At 60.3% G+C, this 17015-nt stretch carries 16 protein-coding genes and 5 tRNA genes; 18 read left to right on the top strand and 3 right to left on the bottom strand.

What is annotated here, in order from left to right; translation table 11 throughout:
- The first annotated feature begins 512 nt into the window (after positions 1 to 512).
- From cydA to aroG, 17 genes are all read left to right on the top strand, one after another.
- A complete protein-coding gene (gene cydA, locus ETEE_RS02925) occupies positions 513 to 2075 on the top strand; it encodes a cytochrome ubiquinol oxidase subunit I (RefSeq protein ID WP_034164218.1) in 1563 nt (520 codons plus the stop codon).
- A 15-nt stretch (positions 2076 to 2090) separates the two neighbouring features.
- The gene (gene cydB / locus ETEE_RS02920; RefSeq protein ID WP_034164219.1) at positions 2091 to 3230 is read left to right on the top strand and encodes a cytochrome d ubiquinol oxidase subunit II; all 1140 of its coding nucleotides are present in this window, start codon (positions 2091 to 2093) and stop codon (positions 3228 to 3230) included.
- A gap of 19 nt (positions 3231 to 3249) precedes the next feature.
- Positions 3250 to 3360 (top strand): cytochrome bd-I oxidase subunit CydX, encoded by a 111-nt coding sequence (gene cydX / locus ETEE_RS19715; protein ID WP_071844137.1) that lies wholly within the window; start codon positions 3250 to 3252, stop codon positions 3358 to 3360.
- Complete coding sequence (ybgE, locus tag ETEE_RS02915; RefSeq protein WP_034164274.1) at positions 3360 to 3653, top strand: cyd operon protein YbgE; 294 nt, start codon at positions 3360 to 3362, stop codon at positions 3651 to 3653. The genes cydX and ybgE overlap by 1 nt, the downstream gene beginning before the upstream one ends.
- 249 nt (positions 3654 to 3902) lie before the next feature.
- A complete protein-coding gene (gene ybgC / locus ETEE_RS02910; protein WP_034164220.1) occupies positions 3903 to 4298 on the top strand; it encodes a tol-pal system-associated acyl-CoA thioesterase in 396 nt (131 codons plus the stop codon).
- Positions 4295 to 4978: a Tol-Pal system protein TolQ gene (tolQ, locus tag ETEE_RS02905; RefSeq protein WP_034164221.1), complete on the top strand. Its 684-nt coding sequence runs from the start codon at positions 4295 to 4297 to the stop codon at positions 4976 to 4978. The genes ybgC and tolQ overlap by 4 nt, the downstream gene beginning before the upstream one ends.
- Before the next feature lie 12 nt (positions 4979 to 4990).
- Complete coding sequence (tolR, locus tag ETEE_RS02900; protein ID WP_012849402.1) at positions 4991 to 5413, top strand: colicin uptake protein TolR; 423 nt, start codon at positions 4991 to 4993, stop codon at positions 5411 to 5413.
- A gap of 129 nt (positions 5414 to 5542) precedes the next feature.
- A complete protein-coding gene (tolA, locus tag ETEE_RS02895) occupies positions 5543 to 6760 on the top strand; it encodes a cell envelope integrity protein TolA (RefSeq protein ID WP_034164222.1) in 1218 nt (405 codons plus the stop codon).
- 144 nt (positions 6761 to 6904) lie between these two features.
- Entirely contained in the window at positions 6905 to 8197 is a 1293-nt protein-coding gene (tolB, locus tag ETEE_RS02890; RefSeq protein ID WP_012849400.1) for a Tol-Pal system beta propeller repeat protein TolB, read from the top strand.
- A gap of 46 nt (positions 8198 to 8243) precedes the next feature.
- Entirely contained in the window at positions 8244 to 8756 is a 513-nt protein-coding gene (pal, locus tag ETEE_RS02885; protein WP_012849399.1) for a peptidoglycan-associated lipoprotein Pal, read from the top strand.
- Between the two features lie 24 nt (positions 8757 to 8780).
- Complete coding sequence (gene cpoB / locus ETEE_RS02880; protein WP_034164223.1) at positions 8781 to 9575, top strand: cell division protein CpoB; 795 nt, start codon at positions 8781 to 8783, stop codon at positions 9573 to 9575.
- Between the two features lie 174 nt (positions 9576 to 9749).
- Positions 9750 to 9825: transfer RNA gene (locus tag ETEE_RS02875), tRNA-Lys, on the top strand.
- Positions 9826 to 9973: 148 nt separating this feature from the next.
- Positions 9974 to 10049: transfer RNA gene (locus ETEE_RS02870), tRNA-Lys, on the top strand.
- A gap of 175 nt (positions 10050 to 10224) precedes the next feature.
- Positions 10225 to 10300: transfer RNA gene (locus tag ETEE_RS02865), tRNA-Lys, on the top strand.
- Between the two features lie 41 nt (positions 10301 to 10341).
- Positions 10342 to 10417 (top strand) — tRNA-Lys (locus ETEE_RS02860).
- Between the two features lie 150 nt (positions 10418 to 10567).
- Positions 10568 to 10643 (top strand) — tRNA-Lys (locus ETEE_RS02855).
- Between the two features lie 468 nt (positions 10644 to 11111).
- Positions 11112 to 12176, top strand: coding sequence for a 3-deoxy-7-phosphoheptulonate synthase AroG (gene aroG, locus ETEE_RS02850; RefSeq protein ID WP_034164224.1), 1065 nt, complete (start codon positions 11112 to 11114; stop codon positions 12174 to 12176).
- 56 nt (positions 12177 to 12232) lie between these two features.
- On the opposite strand, the gene gpmA is transcribed toward aroG, so the two are convergent.
- Complete coding sequence (gene gpmA, locus ETEE_RS02845; RefSeq protein WP_034164225.1) at positions 12233 to 12985, bottom strand: 2,3-diphosphoglycerate-dependent phosphoglycerate mutase; 753 nt, start codon at positions 12983 to 12985, stop codon at positions 12233 to 12235.
- A 379-nt stretch (positions 12986 to 13364) separates the two neighbouring features.
- Here gpmA and ETEE_RS02840 point away from each other — a divergent pair, with 379 nt between their 5' ends.
- On the top strand, positions 13365 to 14744 hold the full coding sequence (locus ETEE_RS02840) for an SLC13 family permease (protein ID WP_049703858.1): 1380 nt from the start codon (positions 13365 to 13367) through the stop codon (positions 14742 to 14744).
- Positions 14745 to 14804: 60 nt separating this feature from the next.
- Here ETEE_RS02840 and galM read toward each other — a convergent pair whose 3' ends face one another.
- Both galM and galK read right to left on the bottom strand, forming a co-directional pair.
- Positions 14805 to 15857 carry a galactose-1-epimerase gene (gene galM / locus ETEE_RS02835; RefSeq protein ID WP_034164226.1) on the bottom strand — a complete coding sequence of 351 codons (1053 nt, stop codon included), beginning with the start codon at positions 15855 to 15857 and terminating at the stop codon, positions 14805 to 14807.
- Positions 15851 to 17008, bottom strand: a complete 1158-nt coding sequence (galK, locus tag ETEE_RS02830) for a galactokinase (RefSeq protein WP_034164227.1) — start codon at positions 17006 to 17008, stop codon at positions 15851 to 15853. The genes galM and galK overlap by 7 nt, the downstream gene beginning before the upstream one ends.
- Positions 17009 to 17015 lie beyond the last annotated feature (7 nt).

Below are 17015 nucleotides of genomic sequence, written 5' to 3'. Positions count from 1 at the left end.
CTCCAACTCATAGTTAAACAGTTTTCGCTATATTATTTAACATGATCCGTACATTTTACCGCACTCACTAATTGATTGAATTTTGCGCTCTTTGATCTAATTTGGCGCTGTAAATAATGCTTGTAATGTAATTTTTTGTTAATCTTGCGACAGATCAATATTCGCGAGCGCTGTATATGTAGGCAAATATTGACCTAACAATGGAAATCCAAGCAGCGTCACGTAAAAAGTGATTTATTGTGTCTGGCTGTGAGGGTAATATTTGTCAGACTGTAATACATGGTCAGACCTATTGTTATATTTGTTATCTTTTTTCGGTTCTTAGTCGCGAACGTTTTCTGCGCTATGCTTGCTAAAGCGGCGCTGCCGCGGAGAGCGTAGGCCGTTAAGAATTGGGACAGGGTGCATTTGTGGGTGAAGGGCATTCATTGCTGGTTGTTATGTGACTTCCGTAAAAACGGAAGCCGGGTTGCCGCAAGTCGGAGTCTTCCTGCGAGGAGCAAGGAGTCAAGATGTTTGATATTGTCGAACTGTCGCGTTTACAGTTTGCCTTAACGGCGATGTACCATTTCCTGTTTGTCCCGCTAACGCTGGGGATGGCGTTTTTGCTGGCCATCATGGAAACGGTATATGTGCTGACCGGCAAGCAAATCTATAAAGATATGACCAAGTTCTGGGGTAAGTTGTTCGGTATCAACTTCGCCCTGGGGGTCGCTACCGGTTTGACCATGGAGTTCCAGTTCGGGACCAACTGGTCGTACTACTCTCACTACGTCGGCGATATCTTCGGTGCGCCGCTGGCCATCGAAGGGCTGATGGCGTTCTTCCTTGAGTCTACCTTCGTCGGGCTGTTCTTCTTTGGCTGGGATCGCCTGGGCAAAGTGCAGCACATGATGGTGACCTGGCTGGTCGCGCTGGGTTCCAACCTCTCCGCGCTGTGGATCCTGGTGGCCAACGGCTGGATGCAGAACCCGATCGCCTCCGACTTTAACTTTGAAACCATGCGCATGGAGATGCTGAGCTTCTCCGAGCTGGTGCTAAACCCGGTCGCCCAGGTGAAGTTTGTGCACACCGTCTCCGCCGGCTACGTCACCGGCGCCATGTTCATTCTGGGCATCAGCGCTTACTATCTGCTGAAGGGCCGTGACTTCGCCTTTGCCAAGCGCTCGTTCGCCATCGCCGCCGCCTTCGGTATGGCGTCGGTGATCGCGGTGAGCCTGCTGGGCGATGAGTCTGGCTATGAGATGGGCAGCGTGCAGAAGACCAAGCTGGCGGCCATTGAGGCCGAGTGGGAAACCCAGCCGGCACCGGCCTCCTTCAACCTTATCGCCCTGCCGGATCAGCAGACGGAGAGCAACCGCTACGCGATTGAGATCCCCTATCTGCTGGGCCTGATCGCCACCCGCTCTCTCGATCAGCAGGTCATCGGCCTGAAAGATCTGATGAAGGAGAACGAGGGGCGCATCCGTAACGGGATGAAGAGCTACCAGCTGCTGCAGGAGCTGCGCACCGGCAATACCGATCCGGCGGTGCGCGATGCCTTTAACCACAGCAAGCAGGATTTGGGCTACGGTCTGCTGCTGAAGCGCTATACCGATAACCCAGCTCAGGCCAGCGACGAGCAGATCGCCAAGGCAACCAAAGACTCCATTCCGGAGGTGGCGCCGCTGTACTTTGCCTTCCGTATCATGGTCGGCTGCGGCGTGCTGATGATGCTGCTGATCCTGGCGTCGTTCTACAGCGTAGTGCGCGGGCGCATCGGCGAGAAGCGCTGGCTGCTGCGCGCGGCCCTGGTGGGGATCCCGCTGCCGTGGATTGCCTGTGAGGCGGGCTGGTTCGTGGCCGAGTATGGCCGTCAGCCGTGGGCGATCAACGATGTGCTGCCGACGGCGGTCGCCAACTCGTCGCTGACCACAGGCGATCTGTGGTTCTCGATCATTCTGATCTGCGGTCTGTATACGCTGTTCCTGGTCGCTGAGCTGTATCTGATGTTCAAGTTTGCCCGCCTGGGGCCGAGCAGCCTGAAGACCGGTCGCTATCACTTTGAACAGACGAATGCGGTAGACGCACGGTAAACAGGAGTCCACACTATGTTCGAATATGAAGTATTGCGCTTTATCTGGTGGCTGCTGGTCGGTGTGCTGCTGATCGGATTTGCGATCACCGATGGTTTTGATATGGGGGTCGGGATTCTCTCCCGTATCCTCGGTAAAACCGATACCGAGCGGCGGGTGATGATCAACGCCATCGCGCCGCACTGGGACGGTAACCAGGTATGGCTGATCACCGCGGGCGGCGCGCTGTTTGCCGCCTGGCCGATGGTATACGCCGCCGCCTTCTCCGGCTTCTATGTGGCGATGATCCTGGTGCTGGCCGCCTTGTTCTTCCGCCCGGTGGGCTTTGACTACCGCTCTAAGATTGCCGATCCGCGCTGGCGTAACATGTGGGACTGGGGCATCTTCATCGGTAGCTTCGTGCCGGCGCTGGTCTTTGGCGTGGCGTTCGGTAACCTGCTGCAGGGCGTGCCGTTCCATATCGATGAGTATCTGCGCCTGTTCTATACCGGCAACTTCTTCCAGCTGCTCAATCCGTTTGCCCTGCTGGCCGGCGTGGTCAGCCTGACCATGCTGCTGGTGCAGGGGGCGGCCTATCTGCAGATGAAGACCGCCGGTGAACTGCGCCTGCGCGCCCGCGCCACGACGCAGATCTGCGCGCTGGTGATGATGGTGGCCTTCCTGCTGGCTGGGGTATGGCTGGTGAAGGGGATCGATGGCTATCTGGTGACTTCGATTCTTGACCATGCGGCGCCGTCCAACCCGCTGCATAAAGAGGTGGCGCATCAGGCCGGCGCCTGGCTGGTGAACTTTGATGCGCATCCGATCCTGTGGCTGATTCCGGCGTTGGGCGTGGTGCTGCCGCTGCTGACTATCCTGACCTCCCGTCTGGATCGCTGCGGCTGGGCATTCCTGTTCTCCTCGCTGACCATCGCCTGCGTGATCCTGACCGCCGGTGTGACCATGTTCCCGTTCGTGATGCCGTCCATCACCAACCCGAACATGAGTCTGACCATGTGGGACGCCACCTCCAGCCTGCTGACGCTGAAGGTGATGACGATTGTGGCGATCATTTTTGTACCTATCGTGCTGCTGTACACCCTGTGGTGCTACTACAAGATGTTTGGCCGACTGGACAAAAACTTTATCGAAGACAATAAACACTCACTGTACTGATCCGCTGGGGAGCTTAAGCATGTGGTATTTTGCCTGGATTTTGGGAACGCTTATGGCCTGCTTTTTCGCTATCATCACCGCGATGGCGATTGAGAATCGCGAGAGCAAGGCGGCACAAGACGGTAAATGATGACCGGACTGGCAGACAGGCTGTATAGCCTGATGGATAAGGGCCCGCTGCGGGCCCTCTCCCTGATTCTGGCGCTGGCGCTGGCGGGCTGTATCTTTTGGGATCCGACCCGCTTTGCGGCGAAAACCAGTTCGCTGGCGATCTGGCAGGGGCTGCTGCTGATGTGGGCCGTCTGCAGCGGCGTGGTGCACGGGGTCGGATTCCGTCCCCGCCGTCTGCGCTGGCGCGGGTTCTTTTCGCCGCTGCCGGCGCTGATCCTTCTGATCGCCGGACTGCTGTTCTTCTTCCGCTGAGATCGGGGCCGCCGAGCGGGACGAGGCAGCCGACGCCGCCCGGAGCACGGCGCTATCAGACGCGCGAAGGCGGGTCCGCATCAAGCGCCGTCCGCCTATCGATAAGTCAGTGATCGTTCACTTCCATTATGGGTCATCCGTCGACCCATAATTATTTTAGCTCTCAGGTTTCTCCCCCATTCCAAACCCCATTTCAGTTGCGTATAGTATCCGCGTTGTTTAGCTATACTGGGATGTAGAGTGAGTCATATGGTATTCCAATGGCCGGTACGGGTGTACTTTGAGGACACCGATGCCGGGGGTGTAGTCTATCACGCACGCTACATCGCCTTTTATGAAAGAGCGCGCACGGAGATGCTGCGTCAACATCATTTTAGTCAGCAACAGTTGCTGACTGAGCATGTCGCTTTTGCGGTCCGTCGCATGACCGTGGACTATTTGGCTCCCGCCCGCCTGGACGATCTGTTGGTGGTGGAGAGCGAGATTTCCGCGCTGCGGGGGGCTTCCCTTACGTTTGCGCAGCGCATTGTCAATTCTGACGGTCTGGTTCTCAGCCGGGCCGATGTGCTGATTGCATGTATCGATCAAAATCTAATGAAGCCGATTGCGCTTCCAAAGTCTATTGTCGCGGAGTTTAAGCAGTGACTGACATGAACATTCTGGATTTATTCCTGAAAGCAAGCCTGCTGGTAAAGCTTATCATGCTGGTATTGATATGCTTTTCGGTTGCCTCCTGGGCGATCATTATCCAGCGTACTCGCATCCTGAATGCGGCTACGCGTGATGCCGAGGCTTTTGAGGATAAATTTTGGTCCGGCATCGAGCTGTCCCGTCTGTATCAGGAAAGCCAGACCCGGCGCGATGCCCTGAGTGGCTCCGAGCAGATCTTCTACTCCGGATTTAAGGAGTTTGCTCGCCTGCACCGCATGAATAGCCATGCGCCGGAAGGGGTGATCGAAGGGGCATCGCGCGCGATGCGCATTTCGCTCAACCGGGAGATCGAGGCGATGGAGAACCACATTCCGTTCCTGGGCACCGTCGGTTCTATCAGCCCTTATATCGGCCTGTTCGGTACCGTTTGGGGGATTATGCACGCCTTTATCGGTCTGGGCGCCGTGAAGCAGGCGACGCTGCAGATGGTGGCGCCGGGTATCGCCGAAGCGCTGATCGCGACGGCGATCGGTCTGTTCGCCGCGATCCCGGCCGTGATGGCCTATAACCGCCTCAGCCTACGGGTGAATAAGCTGGAGCAGAACTATGAAAACTTCATGGAAGAGTTCATCGCTATTCTGCACCGCCAGGCCTTTGCCGCTGACGGCAAGTAAGTTGAGGATAGCATGGCAAGATTAGGTGGACGGCGCGATCTCAAGTCGGAAATCAATATCGTTCCGCTGCTCGACGTGCTGTTGGTGCTGGTGCTGATCTTCATGGCGACGGCGCCGATTATTACGCAAAGCGTTGAGGTGGATTTGCCGGATGCGACGGAGTCGAAAACCGTCAGCACCAACGATCACCCGCCGGTGATCGTGGAGGTCTCCGGAGTAGGGCAGTATGCGGTGGTGGTGGATCATAACCGCATGGAGCAGCTGCCGCCGGAGCAGGTGATCGCCGAGGCGCAGGCGCAGCTCAAGGCCGACCCGAAAACGGTGTTTCTGATCGGGGGAGCCAAAGAGGTACCGTACGATGAAATTATTAAGGCGCTCAATTTATTACATCAGGCCGGAGTCACCTCCGTGGGACTGATGACGCAGCCGATTTAAGGGATTCGCCGCCGCGTAGCGTAAGCAGACATGCAGCCTGTATGGGCTGCGTGTCTTTGTTTTACAGCGCGGCGGGTAGTGGCCCGGCACGGCAGGATCTTGGAAGCGACTAGCGGTTGGAATCGAATTGTGGGAAATGCTACTGAGCAAAAAGATAAGCTGAATCGCTCTGTCATCATCTCGGTGATTTTGCACATTGTCCTGATCGGCCTGCTGATTTGGGGCTCCCTGATGCAGGATAACCCGATGAGCGAGGGCGGTGACGGCGGCGGCGGCGGCTCGGCGATCGACGCGGTGATGGTGGATCCGAATGCGGTCGTGCAGCAGTACAACCGCCAGCAGGAGCAGCAGAACGCGGCCCAGCGCGCGGAGCAGCAGCGTCAGCAGAAAGCGGAAAAGCAGGCGCAGGAGATGCAGCGTAAGCAGGCGGAAGAGCAACAGCGCCTGAAGGCGCTGGAGAAAGAGCGTCTGCAGGCGCAGGAAGATGCCAAACAGGCGGCGGAAGAGGCCAAGCAGGCCGCGGAGCAGGCTAAAAAACAGGCCGCGGAAGAGGCCAAGCAGGCGGCAGAAGAGGCGAAGAAGGCCGCCGCGCTGGCGGTGCAGCAGGCGAAGGAAGAGGCGGCGAAAGCGGCCGCCGAGGCCAAGAGACAGGCCGAGGAAGAGGTGAAAAAAGCCGCCCTTGCCGCGAAGAAACAGGCTGACGAGGCGGCGAAGAAGGCCGCAGAAGAGGCGAAGAAGGCCGCCGACGCCGCGAAGAAGCAGGCGGCGGAAGAGGCGAAGAAAGCGGCGGAGGCTAAGGCCGCGGCGGACGCGAAGGCGGAGGCCAAGGCGAAAGCGGCGGCAGAGGCTAAGGCGAAGGCCGATACCGAGGCCAAGGCCAAGGCCGACGCCAAGAAAGCCGCCGAGGCGAAGAAGAAGGCGGCCGCCGCGAAGCAGGCTGACGAGGTGGACGATCTGTTTGGCGGCCTGGCGTCGTCGAAGAACGCGCCGAAAGGCACCGCCAACGGCGGCACGCCCGGCAACAGCGGCAAGGCGGGCCCGGACGGCAAAGGCAATAGCAAGGCTTCCGGCGCCTCCGGCGCAGAAATTAGCGGCTATGGGAATCAAATTAGAAGCGCAATCATGGCGAAGTTTTATACTGATCCAAGCTATGCTGGAAAAACCTGCGATCTGCGCATCAAGCTGGCGCCCGATGGCCTGCTGCTCGATGTGAAGGCGGAAGGGGGCGATCCGGCGCTGTGCCAGGCGGCGCTCTCCGCCGCGCGTCAGGCGCGCTATCCCAAGCCGCCCAGCGACGCGGTGTACCAGGTGTTTAAAAATGCGCCGGTGGTGTTCCAGCCGCAGTGATGAACTCGGCGCCGCGGCGGCGATCGGCGGATCGTTATCGGATTCGGCCGATGGACTTCTGCGGCGGCATGTAGTGTTGTTGACATTGATTTGTTAAAATTCTGCTAATTTATCGTGGCCAGAGGGTCGGATAAGGGAGATAAGATGAAGCAGGCGTTTCGTTTGATGGTGGGGCTTCTCGTCCTGTGGGCCAGCGTGCTCCATGCCGAAGTCCGAATCGTGATAACCCAAGGGGTAGACTCTGCCCGCCCGATTGGCGTAGTTCCCTTTAAGTGGATGGGGCCGGGCGCGGCGCCGGAGAATATCGGCGGAATCATCGCCGCCGATCTGCGCAACAGCGGTAAGTTTAACCCGATCGATGCCAGCCGGATGCCGCAGCAGCCGTCGACGGCCGCCGAGGTCACCCCGGCCGCCTGGACAGCGCTGGGGATCGACGCCGTGGTGGTCGGTCAGGTGCAGCCTGGCGCGGACGGTAGCTATCTGGTCTCCTACCAGCTGGTGGATACCTCCGGGAACCCGGGCAGCGTGCTGGCGCAGAATCAGTATAAGGTGACCAAGCAGTGGCTGCGCTACGCCGCCCATACCGCCAGCGACGAGGTGTTTGAGAAGCTGACCGGTATCAAGGGGGCCTTCCGCACCCGCATCGCCTATGTGGTGCAGACCAACGGCGGTCAGTTCCCCTATGAGCTACGCGTGGCCGACTACGATGGTTACAACCAGTTTGTGGTGCATCGCTCCGCCGAGCCGCTGATGTCGCCGGCCTGGTCGCCGGACGGCAGCAAGCTGGCCTACGTGACCTTTGAGAGCGGCCGTTCGGCGCTGGTGATCCAGACCCTCTCTAACGGTGCGATCCGTCAGGTGGCCTCTTTCCCGCGCCACAACGGCTCCCCGGCCTTCTCTCCGGACGGCAGCAAGCTGGCGTTTGCGCTCTCCAAGACCGGCAGCCTCAACCTGTACGTGATGGATCTGGCCTCCGGCGCCATCCGTCAGGTGACCGATGGCCGCAGCAACAACACGGAGCCGACCTGGTTCCCGGACAGCCAAAACCTGGCCTTTACCTCTGACCAGGCCGGCCGGCCGCAGATTTATAAAATGAACATCAACGGCGGTGCCGCGCAGCGCCTGACCTGGGAAGGCTCCCAGAATCAGGATGCCGAAGTGAGCCCTGACGGGAAATTCCTGGTCATGGTGAGCAGCAATGCAGGCGCGCAGCATATCGCTAAACTGGATCTTGGAACGAATGCCACTCAGGTTCTGACGGATACGTTCCTGGATGAAACGCCGAGTATCGCGCCGAACGGCACCATGGTGATTTACAGTTCTACCCAGGGACTGGGCTCCGTGCTGCAGTTAGTATCGATAGACGGGCGTTTTAAAGCGCGTCTTCCGGCTACCGATGGTCAGGTTAAGTTCCCTGCCTGGTCGCCGTATCTGTGATGCATGAATAAAACTATACTTATATAAATTTAAAAGGATCAATAAGATGCAACTGAACAAAGTTCTCAAGGGGCTGATGCTGGTACTGCCGATCATGGCCGTGGCTGCCTGTAGTTCAAAGAAAAACACCAATGACGATCAGTCCGGTATGGGCATGGGCGCCAACGGTATGGAAAACAGCAGCAGCAATCTCTCTTCTGATGAACAGGCTCGTTTGCAGATGCAGGAGCTGCAGAAAAACAACATCGTTTACTTCGGCCTGGATAAATACGACGTGACGCCGGACTACATGCAGGAGCTGGATGCCCACGCGGCGTTCCTGCGCAGCAACCCGTCCTACAAAGTCACCGTAGAAGGCCATACCGACGAGCGCGGTACCCCGGAGTACAACATCGCGCTGGGCGAACGTCGCGCCAATGCGGTGAAGATGTATCTGCAGGGTAAAGGCGTTAGCGCCGATCAGATCGATATCGTTTCCTACGGTAAAGAGAAGCCTGCGGTACTGGGTCACGACGAAGCGGCATACGCTAAAAACCGTCGTGCCGTACTGGTCTACTAATTCTGTTACCTAGACGAGTAGCGAATGAGCAGTAACTTCAGACGTCATATGATGGGTCTGTCGTTACTGGTTGGCGTAGCGGCCCCCTGGGCCGCTACTGCCCAAGCGCCAATCAGTAGCGTCGGCTCCGGCTCGGTGGAAGACCGGGTGACCTCCCTTGAGCGTATTACCAACGCTCAGGGCCAGCTGTTGACTCAGCTTCAGCAACAGCTTTCCGATAACCAGCGTGATATTGACACCCTGCGCGGGCAGATCCAGGAAAACCAATATCAACTGAATCAGATCGTGGAACGCCAGAAACAGATCTATCAGCAGATGGACTCTCTGAGCAGCGGCAGCGGCAGCGCGGCTCAGGGCGCGGCAGCGTCTTCGACGGCAGCGACAGCACCCGCCCAGGCGGCGGAGGCCAGCGCGCCGGCGACGGCGACCCCACAGGCGGCCGCCAGCGGCGGTGACGCCAACGCGGACTATAACCGCGCCGTCGATCTGGTGCTGGTGAAGAAGCAGAACGATCAGGCGATTTCGGCTTTCCAGACCTTTATCAAACAGTACCCGGACTCCACCTATCAGCCCAACGCCAACTACTGGCTGGGGCAGCTGTTTTACAGCAAGGGGAAAAAGGACGATGCGGCCTATTATTATGCCGTGGTGGTAAAAAACTACCCCAAATCGCCCAAGGCCGCGGAGTCTATGTATAAGGTCGGCGTGATCATGCAGGAGAAGGGGCAGACCGATAAGGCCAACGCCGTTTACCAGCAGGTGATCAAACAATATCCGAACAGCGATGCGGCCAAGCTGGCGCAAAAACGCATGGGATAACCCTAAACGGGACGGAAATCAGGCGTATTGCCTGTTTTCCGCGCCCGGGTGTATGAAGCGCAAGCAATTGACCGGATTCTGAGAATTTTTGGTTGCGCTGTCGAGATAAATGGGTAATATATGCCGCCGTTGCCAAGACAAAGTGTAAACCGAGTCGCGGCGGCATTACGGAATGGGTCGTTAGCTCAGTTGGTAGAGCAGTTGACTTTTAATCAATTGGTCGCAGGTTCGAATCCTGCACGACCCACCATTTTCCCGATGAGAAATCGGTGTTTAGCGTGAAGGATAACATCGCCTGGCGATGGCCCATCAGGGCGAGGCGTAAGCCGCGTCATCCAGCACGACCCACCGCACATTCTGGTGAGTGACATTCTGTAATAGGCAGTAAACCACGGTGCGGGTCGTTAGCTCAGTTGGTAGAGCAGTTGACTTTTAATCAATTGGTCGCAGGTTCGAATCCTGCACGACCCACCATTCTCGCGATGAGAGATCGGTATTTAGCGTGAGGGATAACGTCGCTTGGCGATGGCATTATCATCCTGCACCAGCCGCCATTCCGAGGGTGAGGCACGGCGAGTAAGGTGTGGTAACACACGCATTTCTCAGGCTATCTTAGCCGTCTGGTTTTTCTGTTGGCACTACTCTGTAAGGGTCGTTAGCTCAGTTGGTAGAGCAGTTGACTTTTAATCAATTGGTCGCAGGTTCGAATCCTGCACGACCCACCATGATTTTGGGTGGCGAAACAGAGTAAGGTGACACATCGAGCGGGTCGTTAGCTCAGTTGGTAGAGCAGTTGACTTTTAATCAATTGGTCGCAGGTTCGAATCCTGCACGACCCACCATTCTCGCGATGAGAAACCGGTATTCAGCGTGTAAGGATACATCGCCTGGCGATGGCCCATCAGGGCGAGGCGTCAGCCGCGTCATTCCGCACGATCTCCGCGTTCTCCATCCGACGGCGACACTCTGCAATAGGCCGCACCTCACGACGCGGGTCGTTAGCTCAGTTGGTAGAGCAGTTGACTTTTAATCAATTGGTCGCAGGTTCGAATCCTGCACGACCCACCACTCTCCGCGATAAGAAATCGATGTTTAGCGTGCAGGACAGCACCGCTTGGCGATGGCCACTTAGGGCCGGGCGTCAGCTGCGTCACTCTGCGCGACCGATCATGCGCCGCGCCGGACCGTCCGCCACCCTTCGCTCCCTTATGCCGCACGCATGTTCCATCCTGGCTCGATGTCTCACCGATCGCGCGCTGCCGGCTTCGATTTCCCGCCCACCCAGCGAGCTTCGATATTTGCGCGCGGCGGCGGTGACGCCAGTGAATTAGTCTGTCGCTAAGCGCTTTCATCATTTTGATACTTCAAATGCACCGATTAATCTAGAGTGATATTTCGGAGTCGTTATTTTATTTATATATATCAATTAACTATATAAAACGGCGGCGATGGATCCCATCGTTTACAACGGCGTGAGAAAGCGGATAGATTGAAAAGTATCGCTATACGCCTTTTCTACGACACGATGGATGCACTATGAGCTATCAGAACGACGATTTACGGATTACACAGATCAAGGAACTGCTGCCGCCGGTGGCGCTGCTGGAGGCCTTTCCAGCCACCGCCTGTGCGGCCGGCACGGTGTCGCAGACCCGTAGCGCTATTCACCGAATCTTACAGGGGCAGGACGATCGCCTGCTGGTGATCATCGGCCCCTGTTCCATCCACGATCCGCAGGCGGCGAAGGAGTATGCCTCCCGCCTGCTGGCGCTGCGCAGCGCGCTGGCCGGCGAGCTGGAGATTGTGATGCGCGTTTACTTTGAGAAGCCGCGTACCACCGTGGGCTGGAAGGGACTGATCAACGATCCGCACATGGACGGCAGCTACTGCATCAACGACGGCCTGCGCAGCGCTCGTCGCCTGCTGCTGGAGATCAACGACAGCGGAATGCCAACCGCCGGGGAGTTTCTCGACATGATCACCCCGCAGTATCTGGCTGATCTGATGAGCTGGGGTGCCATTGGGGCGCGGACCACCGAGTCGCAGGTGCACCGCGAGCTGGCCTCGGGGCTCTCCTGCCCGGTGGGCTTTAAAAATGGCACCGATGGCACCATCAAGGTGGCTATCGACGCCATCAACGCCGCCGGGGCGCCGCACTGCTTCCTGTCGGTGACCAAGTGGGGACACTCGGCCATCGTCAATACCCGCGGCAACGGCGACTGCCACATTATTCTGCGCGGCGGCAAGAGCCCCAACTACAGCGCCGCAGACGTACAGGCGGTGAAGACGGGTTTGCGTCAGGCCGGTTTGCCGCCGCGGCTGATGATCGACTTCAGCCATGCGAACAGCAGCAAGCAGTTCAAGCGCCAGATGGCGGTATGCGAGGATGTCTGCGCCCAGATGGCCGCCGGTGAGCAGGCTATCATGGGGGTGATGATCGAAAGCCACCTGGTGGAGGGAAATCAGAACCCGGACGGCGGCAAGGCGCTGCGCTACGGGCAGAGCGTCACTGATGCCTGCATCGGCTGGGAGGACAGCGAGCGCGCCCTGCGTCAGCTGGCCGACGCGGTACGCGCGCGCCGGGCACGGCCGACCGCCTAGGCGCGTTGACCGCCGCGGGGCTCAGCGCCCCGCGGCGGCGTAAGCGGGGGAGGCGGCTAGCCCGCCTTGCCCTGATTGGCGACGGCGTCTTGGCGGGCGGCAATCTCGTCGGCGTCGCCAAGGTAGTAGTGGCGCAGCGGCTGCATATCGGCGTCAAACTCATACACCAGCGGAACCCCGGTCGGGATATTCAGCTCGACAATCTCGCTTTCGCTCAGGCGATCCAGGTGCTTGACCAGCGCACGCAGCGAATTGCCGTGGGCGGCGATGATGATCCGCTCGCCGGCGGCGATGCGCGGCGCGATCTGCTGCTGCCAATAGGGGATCACCCGCTCGATGGTGGTGGCCAGGCTCTCGGTCAGCGGGAGCTCGTCGGCGCTCAGGGCCGCATAGCGCGGATCGTGGCCGGGATAGCGGGGATCGTCCGGCGTCAGGGCCGGTGGGGTGATGGCAAAGGCGCGGCGCCACAGCTTGACCTGTTCGTCGCCGTACTGCTGCGCGGTCTCCGCCTTGTTCAGCCCCTGCAGGGCGCCATAGTGACGCTCATTGAGCTTCCACGATTTCTCCACCGGTAGCCACGGCTGATCGAGCTCATCCAGTACGTGCCACAGGGTATGAATGGCGCGCTTGAGCACGGAGGTGTAGGCGACGTCAAAGGAAAATCCCTGCGCCTTCAGAAGGCGGCCCGCCGCCAGCGCCTCCTGGCGCCCTTTCTCTGACAGTTCAACGTCGGTCCAGCCGGTGAAGCGGTTTTCCCGGTTCCATTCGCTTTCGCCGTGACGGACCAGAACCAGTTTGGTGACAGCCATAGTGAGACTCCTTAATTACGATTCTATAATGATAATTATTATCATTATGATGCGTGGAATGCAATGGCCCTGCGTGCGCCCGGCGCGCTTCTCGCCCGCGCCGCGCGATCTACTCAGTGTAGTTGATGCGCCGCCGCGACAGATCGCGATTCGGGCGATCGCCGGCGCCCGGCGTGGACGGGATCCTATCCGCCTCTCATTTTTGCCGCTTCGAGGTTTTTCCCCGGGGGATTGTTGATTATAGTTAACGGCTTGTTTCAATTGTTAACATTAAGGTCTGCTCCGCGCTCCGGCGTCCGGCACTGACTCCTCTCGGTATCGGGCCCCTCGGCGCCGAGCGGGGTAGATATGGCATCGATTCAGGATAGAGAGGTTCCACATGGAAGCAACCCCGTTGACCGCTGCAGTGGCCAGCCCGCCGTCGCAGCGGGGCTTAGTGATTATCGCGCTCGATATCGCGCTGCTGCTGCTGCTGCTCAATACCCTGCCTTTTGAGGAAAAAGCCAATATCGGCCTGGCGCTGACCGTGTTTATCGGCGTGCTGTGGCTGACGGAGGCGGTGCACGTGACCATCACGGCGCTGCTGGTGCCGCTGCTGGCGATCGGCTTTGGACTGCTGGACGCCGGCGGCGCGCTGAAGTCTTTTTCTAACCCGACCATCTTTCTGTTCTTCGGCGGCTTTGTGCTGGCGACGGCGCTGCACGTGCAGGGGCTGGATCGCCTGATCGCCAACCGGCTACTGCTGCTGGCCGGCGGGCGCATGGGGAGGGCGGTGTTGATGCTGTTCAGCGTCACCGCGGCGCTCTCCATGTGGATCAGCAATACGGCGACGGCGGCGATGATGCTGCCGCTGGCGCTGGGGATCCTGGCCAACCTGGATCCGGCGCGCGAGCGTAACACCTATGTGTTTCTGCTGCTGGGGGTCGCCTACAGCGCCAGCATCGGCGGCCTTGGCACCCTGGTGGGTAGCCCGCCCAACGCCATCGCCGCGGCGCAGCTGGGGGTCGACTTCCTCACCTGGATGAAGTTTGGCATCCCGGTGATGGTGGTGATGATGCCGCTGATGATGGGGCTGCTTTACCTGATACTGCGCCCTAACCTGAAGCACCGGGTAGCGCTGCAGGTGGAGACGCTGGAGTGGACCCTGCCGCGCCTGATTGCGCTGGTTATCTTTGGGCTGACGGTTTTCGGCTGGATCTTCAGCGTCCAGCTCAGCGCCCTGCTGGGCGGGATCAAGCAGTTCGATACCCTGGTTGCGGTGTCGGCCGCGGTGCTGATCGGCGCCACCGGCGTGGCCAGCTGGGAGCAGATCCAGCGCAATACGGAGTGGGGGGTGCTGATGCTGTTCGGCGGCGGACTGACCCTGAGCCTGATCCTAGAGGACTCCGGCGCCAGCGCTATCCTGGCGCGCGGCATGGCCGATATCTTTGGGCATAGCCACTGGTTTATCATTCTGCTGGCGGTGGCGACGTTCATCATTTTTCTGACCGAGTTTACCAGCAATACCGCCAGCGCCGCACTGCTGGTGCCGGTATTCGCGACCGTCGCCAAGGCGCTGGGCATGCCGGAGAGCCTGCTGACGCTGGTGATCGGGATCGGCGCCTCCTGCGCCTTCATGCTGCCCGTGGCCACGCCGCCGAACGCCATCGTGTTCGGCTCGGGCTATATCCGCCAGCGGGAGATGGTGCGGGTCGGCTTTTGGCTAAACCTGGTCAGCATCGTTGCGCTCAGCCTGTTCGCTTGGTTCTTCTGGCGCTGAGCGACCCCGTGCCCGCCAGCGCAGCGCGGACGACGGCGCCGTCGCGCGCGGCGCTGGTGCTCAGCGTAGCGTGAACTGATAGCGGGTAAAGGCCCGGTAGGTCTCGCCGGGCTGCAGCATGCAGTCGGGCTGCGGCCATTCCGGATGGTTGGGGCTGTCGGGTAAAAACGCGCTCTCCAGCGCCACGCCGGCATAGTCGGCGTAGTGGCTGCCGCGGCGGTCGGGGACGCCGGCCAGGAAATTCCCGCTGTAGAGCTGCAGCGCCGGGGCGCTGGTGTACAGTCGCAGGCTAACCCGGTCATCGGCGGCGCTCAGTACGGCGGCGGGATAGGCGCCGTCGGCGCAGCGTGCCTGCAGCAGGTAGGCGTGGTCGTAGCCCTTAGTTCGCCGCTGATCGGCATCCTTGAGCAGATCCTGCCCCAGCCGCTTGGCCTGGCGAAAATCCATTCCGCTGCCTGAAACAGGGGTCAGCGGCGCGCAGGGGATCCCCGTCTCATCCACCGGCAGGTAGCGATCGGCGTTCAGCTGCAGGCGCTGCGCCAGCGCGTCGGCCTGCGTCTCGCCGTCCAGATTAAAGTAGGCGTGGTTGGTCAGACCGACCGGGCAGGCGCGGTCGATGCTGGCCTGCCAGCGGATCTCGACCCGGTCGTCGTCGCTGAGGGTATAGCGGGTCTCCACGCGCAGGTTGCCGGGATAGCCCTGATCGCCGTCGGGTGAGTCCAGCCGGTAGGTCACCGAGCGCGCATCGCAGGCGACCCGCTGCCAGCGGCGCTTGTCAAACCCCTGCGGGCCGCCGTGCAGTTGATTGACGCCCTGGCTGGGCTGAAGCACGACGGTTTGCCCCTGGCGGGTATAGCGGGCGTGGGCGATCCGGTTGGCGTAGCGTCCCACGGTGGCCCCCAGAAAGGCCTGTTGCTGCGGGTATTGCCCGGCGCGCTGGCAGCCGAGCAGCACCTCGCGCGCCTGACCGTCGGGCAGCGCCAGGCGACAGGAGAGCCAGGTCGCCCCCCAGTCCATCAGCAGCAGCGTGCTGCCGCGGGCGTTGTGCAGCGCGGTGAACTGAAAGGGGGCGCCGTCCGGCGCGGTCTCATACGCGGGCTGTGGGGTTAACATACGCTGGCTCCCGCGGAGGGCTGACAGACATAGAAGGTTTCCCGTAGGCCGGTGCGGTCGGCGTAGTCGCGGGCGACCGCCGCGCGCACCGGCTCGACCAGCGTCTGCGGCATCAGCGCGACGACGCAGCCGCCGAAGCCGCCGCCGGTCATACGCACGCCGCCGCGATCGCCGATGACCCCCTTGACGATCTCGACCAGGGTATCGATGGGGGGAACGGTGATGGCGAAGTCATCGCGCATGGAGGCGTGGGACGCGGCCATCAGCTCACCCATCTGTACCAGATCGCCCGCGGCGAGTGCGTCGGCCGCCTGCAGCGTACGCTGGTTTTCGCCGATCACGTGGCGCGCGCGGCGGGCGGTCAGTGCCGGAAGCCCGTGGGACTCGGCGGCGAAGCGCTGCGGGGTGACGTCGCGCAGGGCGTCGACGCCAAAGAAGTGCGCCGCCGCTTCGCACTGCTGGCGGCGGGTGTTGTATTCGCTGTCGACCAGCCCGCGCTTGACGTTGGAATTGATGATCACCACCGCGGCCTCCGGCGGCAGCGGCACCGCACGGGTGGTCAGGGAGCGGCAGTCGATCAGCAGGGCGTGCTGCGCCTGTCCAAGGGCGGAGATCAGCTGATCCATGATACCGCAGTTGCAGCCGACGAAGCGGTTTTCCGCCTCCTGGCCGTTGAGCGCCAGGGCGACGCCGTCCAGCGGCAGCTGATATAGCGCTTGCAGCGCCTGGCCTACGGCGACCTCCAGCGAGGCGGAGGAGCTGAGTCCCGCCCCCTGCGGCACGTTGCCGCTGATCACCATATCGATGCCGCCGACGCCGTCGCAGCGCTGCTGCAGGTGTTTTATCACCCCGCGGACATAGTTGCTCCACATCATATCGTCACGGGCGACTATGGGCTGATCGAGGCTGAAGCTGTCCTGCTGGCCGTCGTAGTCGGCGGCGATGACGCGCACGCGCCGATCGCGGCGCGGCGCACAGCTGATGACGGTTTGGTAGTCGATGGCGCAGGGCAGCACAAAGCCATCGTTGTAGTCGGTGTGCTCACCGATCAGGTTGACCCGTCCCGGCGCCTGCACGCACAGCGTCGGCGCATAGCCAAACTCACGGGTAAACATGTCACGGGTCACGGCAATCAGATCATGGAGGCGCATGGGTGTT

The sequence above is a fragment of the Edwardsiella anguillarum ET080813 genome, assembly GCF_000264765.2.
Classification (GTDB): Bacteria; Pseudomonadota; Gammaproteobacteria; order Enterobacterales; family Enterobacteriaceae; genus Edwardsiella; species Edwardsiella anguillarum.
This window is presented reverse-complemented; position numbering and strand designations above follow the sequence as displayed.

Excerpts from the sequence above, each read along its gene's own strand:
- cydB (WP_034164219.1), top strand. The coding sequence starts at position 2,091 with ATGTTCGAATATGAAGTATTGCGCTTTATCTGGTGGCTGCTGGTCGGT.
- tolB (WP_012849400.1), top strand. The coding sequence starts at position 6,905 with ATGAAGCAGGCGTTTCGTTTGATGGTGGGGCTTCTCGTCCTGTGGGCC.
- ETEE_RS02840 (WP_049703858.1), top strand. The coding sequence starts at position 13,365 with ATGGAAGCAACCCCGTTGACCGCTGCAGTGGCCAGCCCGCCGTCGCAG.
- tolR (WP_012849402.1), top strand. The coding sequence starts at position 4,991 with ATGGCAAGATTAGGTGGACGGCGCGATCTCAAGTCGGAAATCAATATC.
- cydA (WP_034164218.1), top strand. The coding sequence starts at position 513 with ATGTTTGATATTGTCGAACTGTCGCGTTTACAGTTTGCCTTAACGGCG.
- pal (WP_012849399.1), top strand. The coding sequence starts at position 8,244 with ATGCAACTGAACAAAGTTCTCAAGGGGCTGATGCTGGTACTGCCGATC.
- cpoB (WP_034164223.1), top strand. The coding sequence starts at position 8,781 with ATGAGCAGTAACTTCAGACGTCATATGATGGGTCTGTCGTTACTGGTT.
- aroG (WP_034164224.1), top strand. The coding sequence starts at position 11,112 with ATGAGCTATCAGAACGACGATTTACGGATTACACAGATCAAGGAACTG.
- ybgE (WP_034164274.1), top strand. The coding sequence starts at position 3,360 with ATGACCGGACTGGCAGACAGGCTGTATAGCCTGATGGATAAGGGCCCG.
- galM (WP_034164226.1), bottom strand. The coding sequence starts at position 15,857 with ATGTTAACCCCACAGCCCGCGTATGAGACCGCGCCGGACGGCGCCCCC.
- cydX (WP_071844137.1), top strand. The coding sequence starts at position 3,250 with ATGTGGTATTTTGCCTGGATTTTGGGAACGCTTATGGCCTGCTTTTTC.
- gpmA (WP_034164225.1), bottom strand. The coding sequence starts at position 12,985 with ATGGCTGTCACCAAACTGGTTCTGGTCCGTCACGGCGAAAGCGAATGG.
- galK (WP_034164227.1), bottom strand. The coding sequence starts at position 17,008 with ATGCGCCTCCATGATCTGATTGCCGTGACCCGTGACATGTTTACCCGT.
- ybgC (WP_034164220.1), top strand. The coding sequence starts at position 3,903 with ATGGTATTCCAATGGCCGGTACGGGTGTACTTTGAGGACACCGATGCC.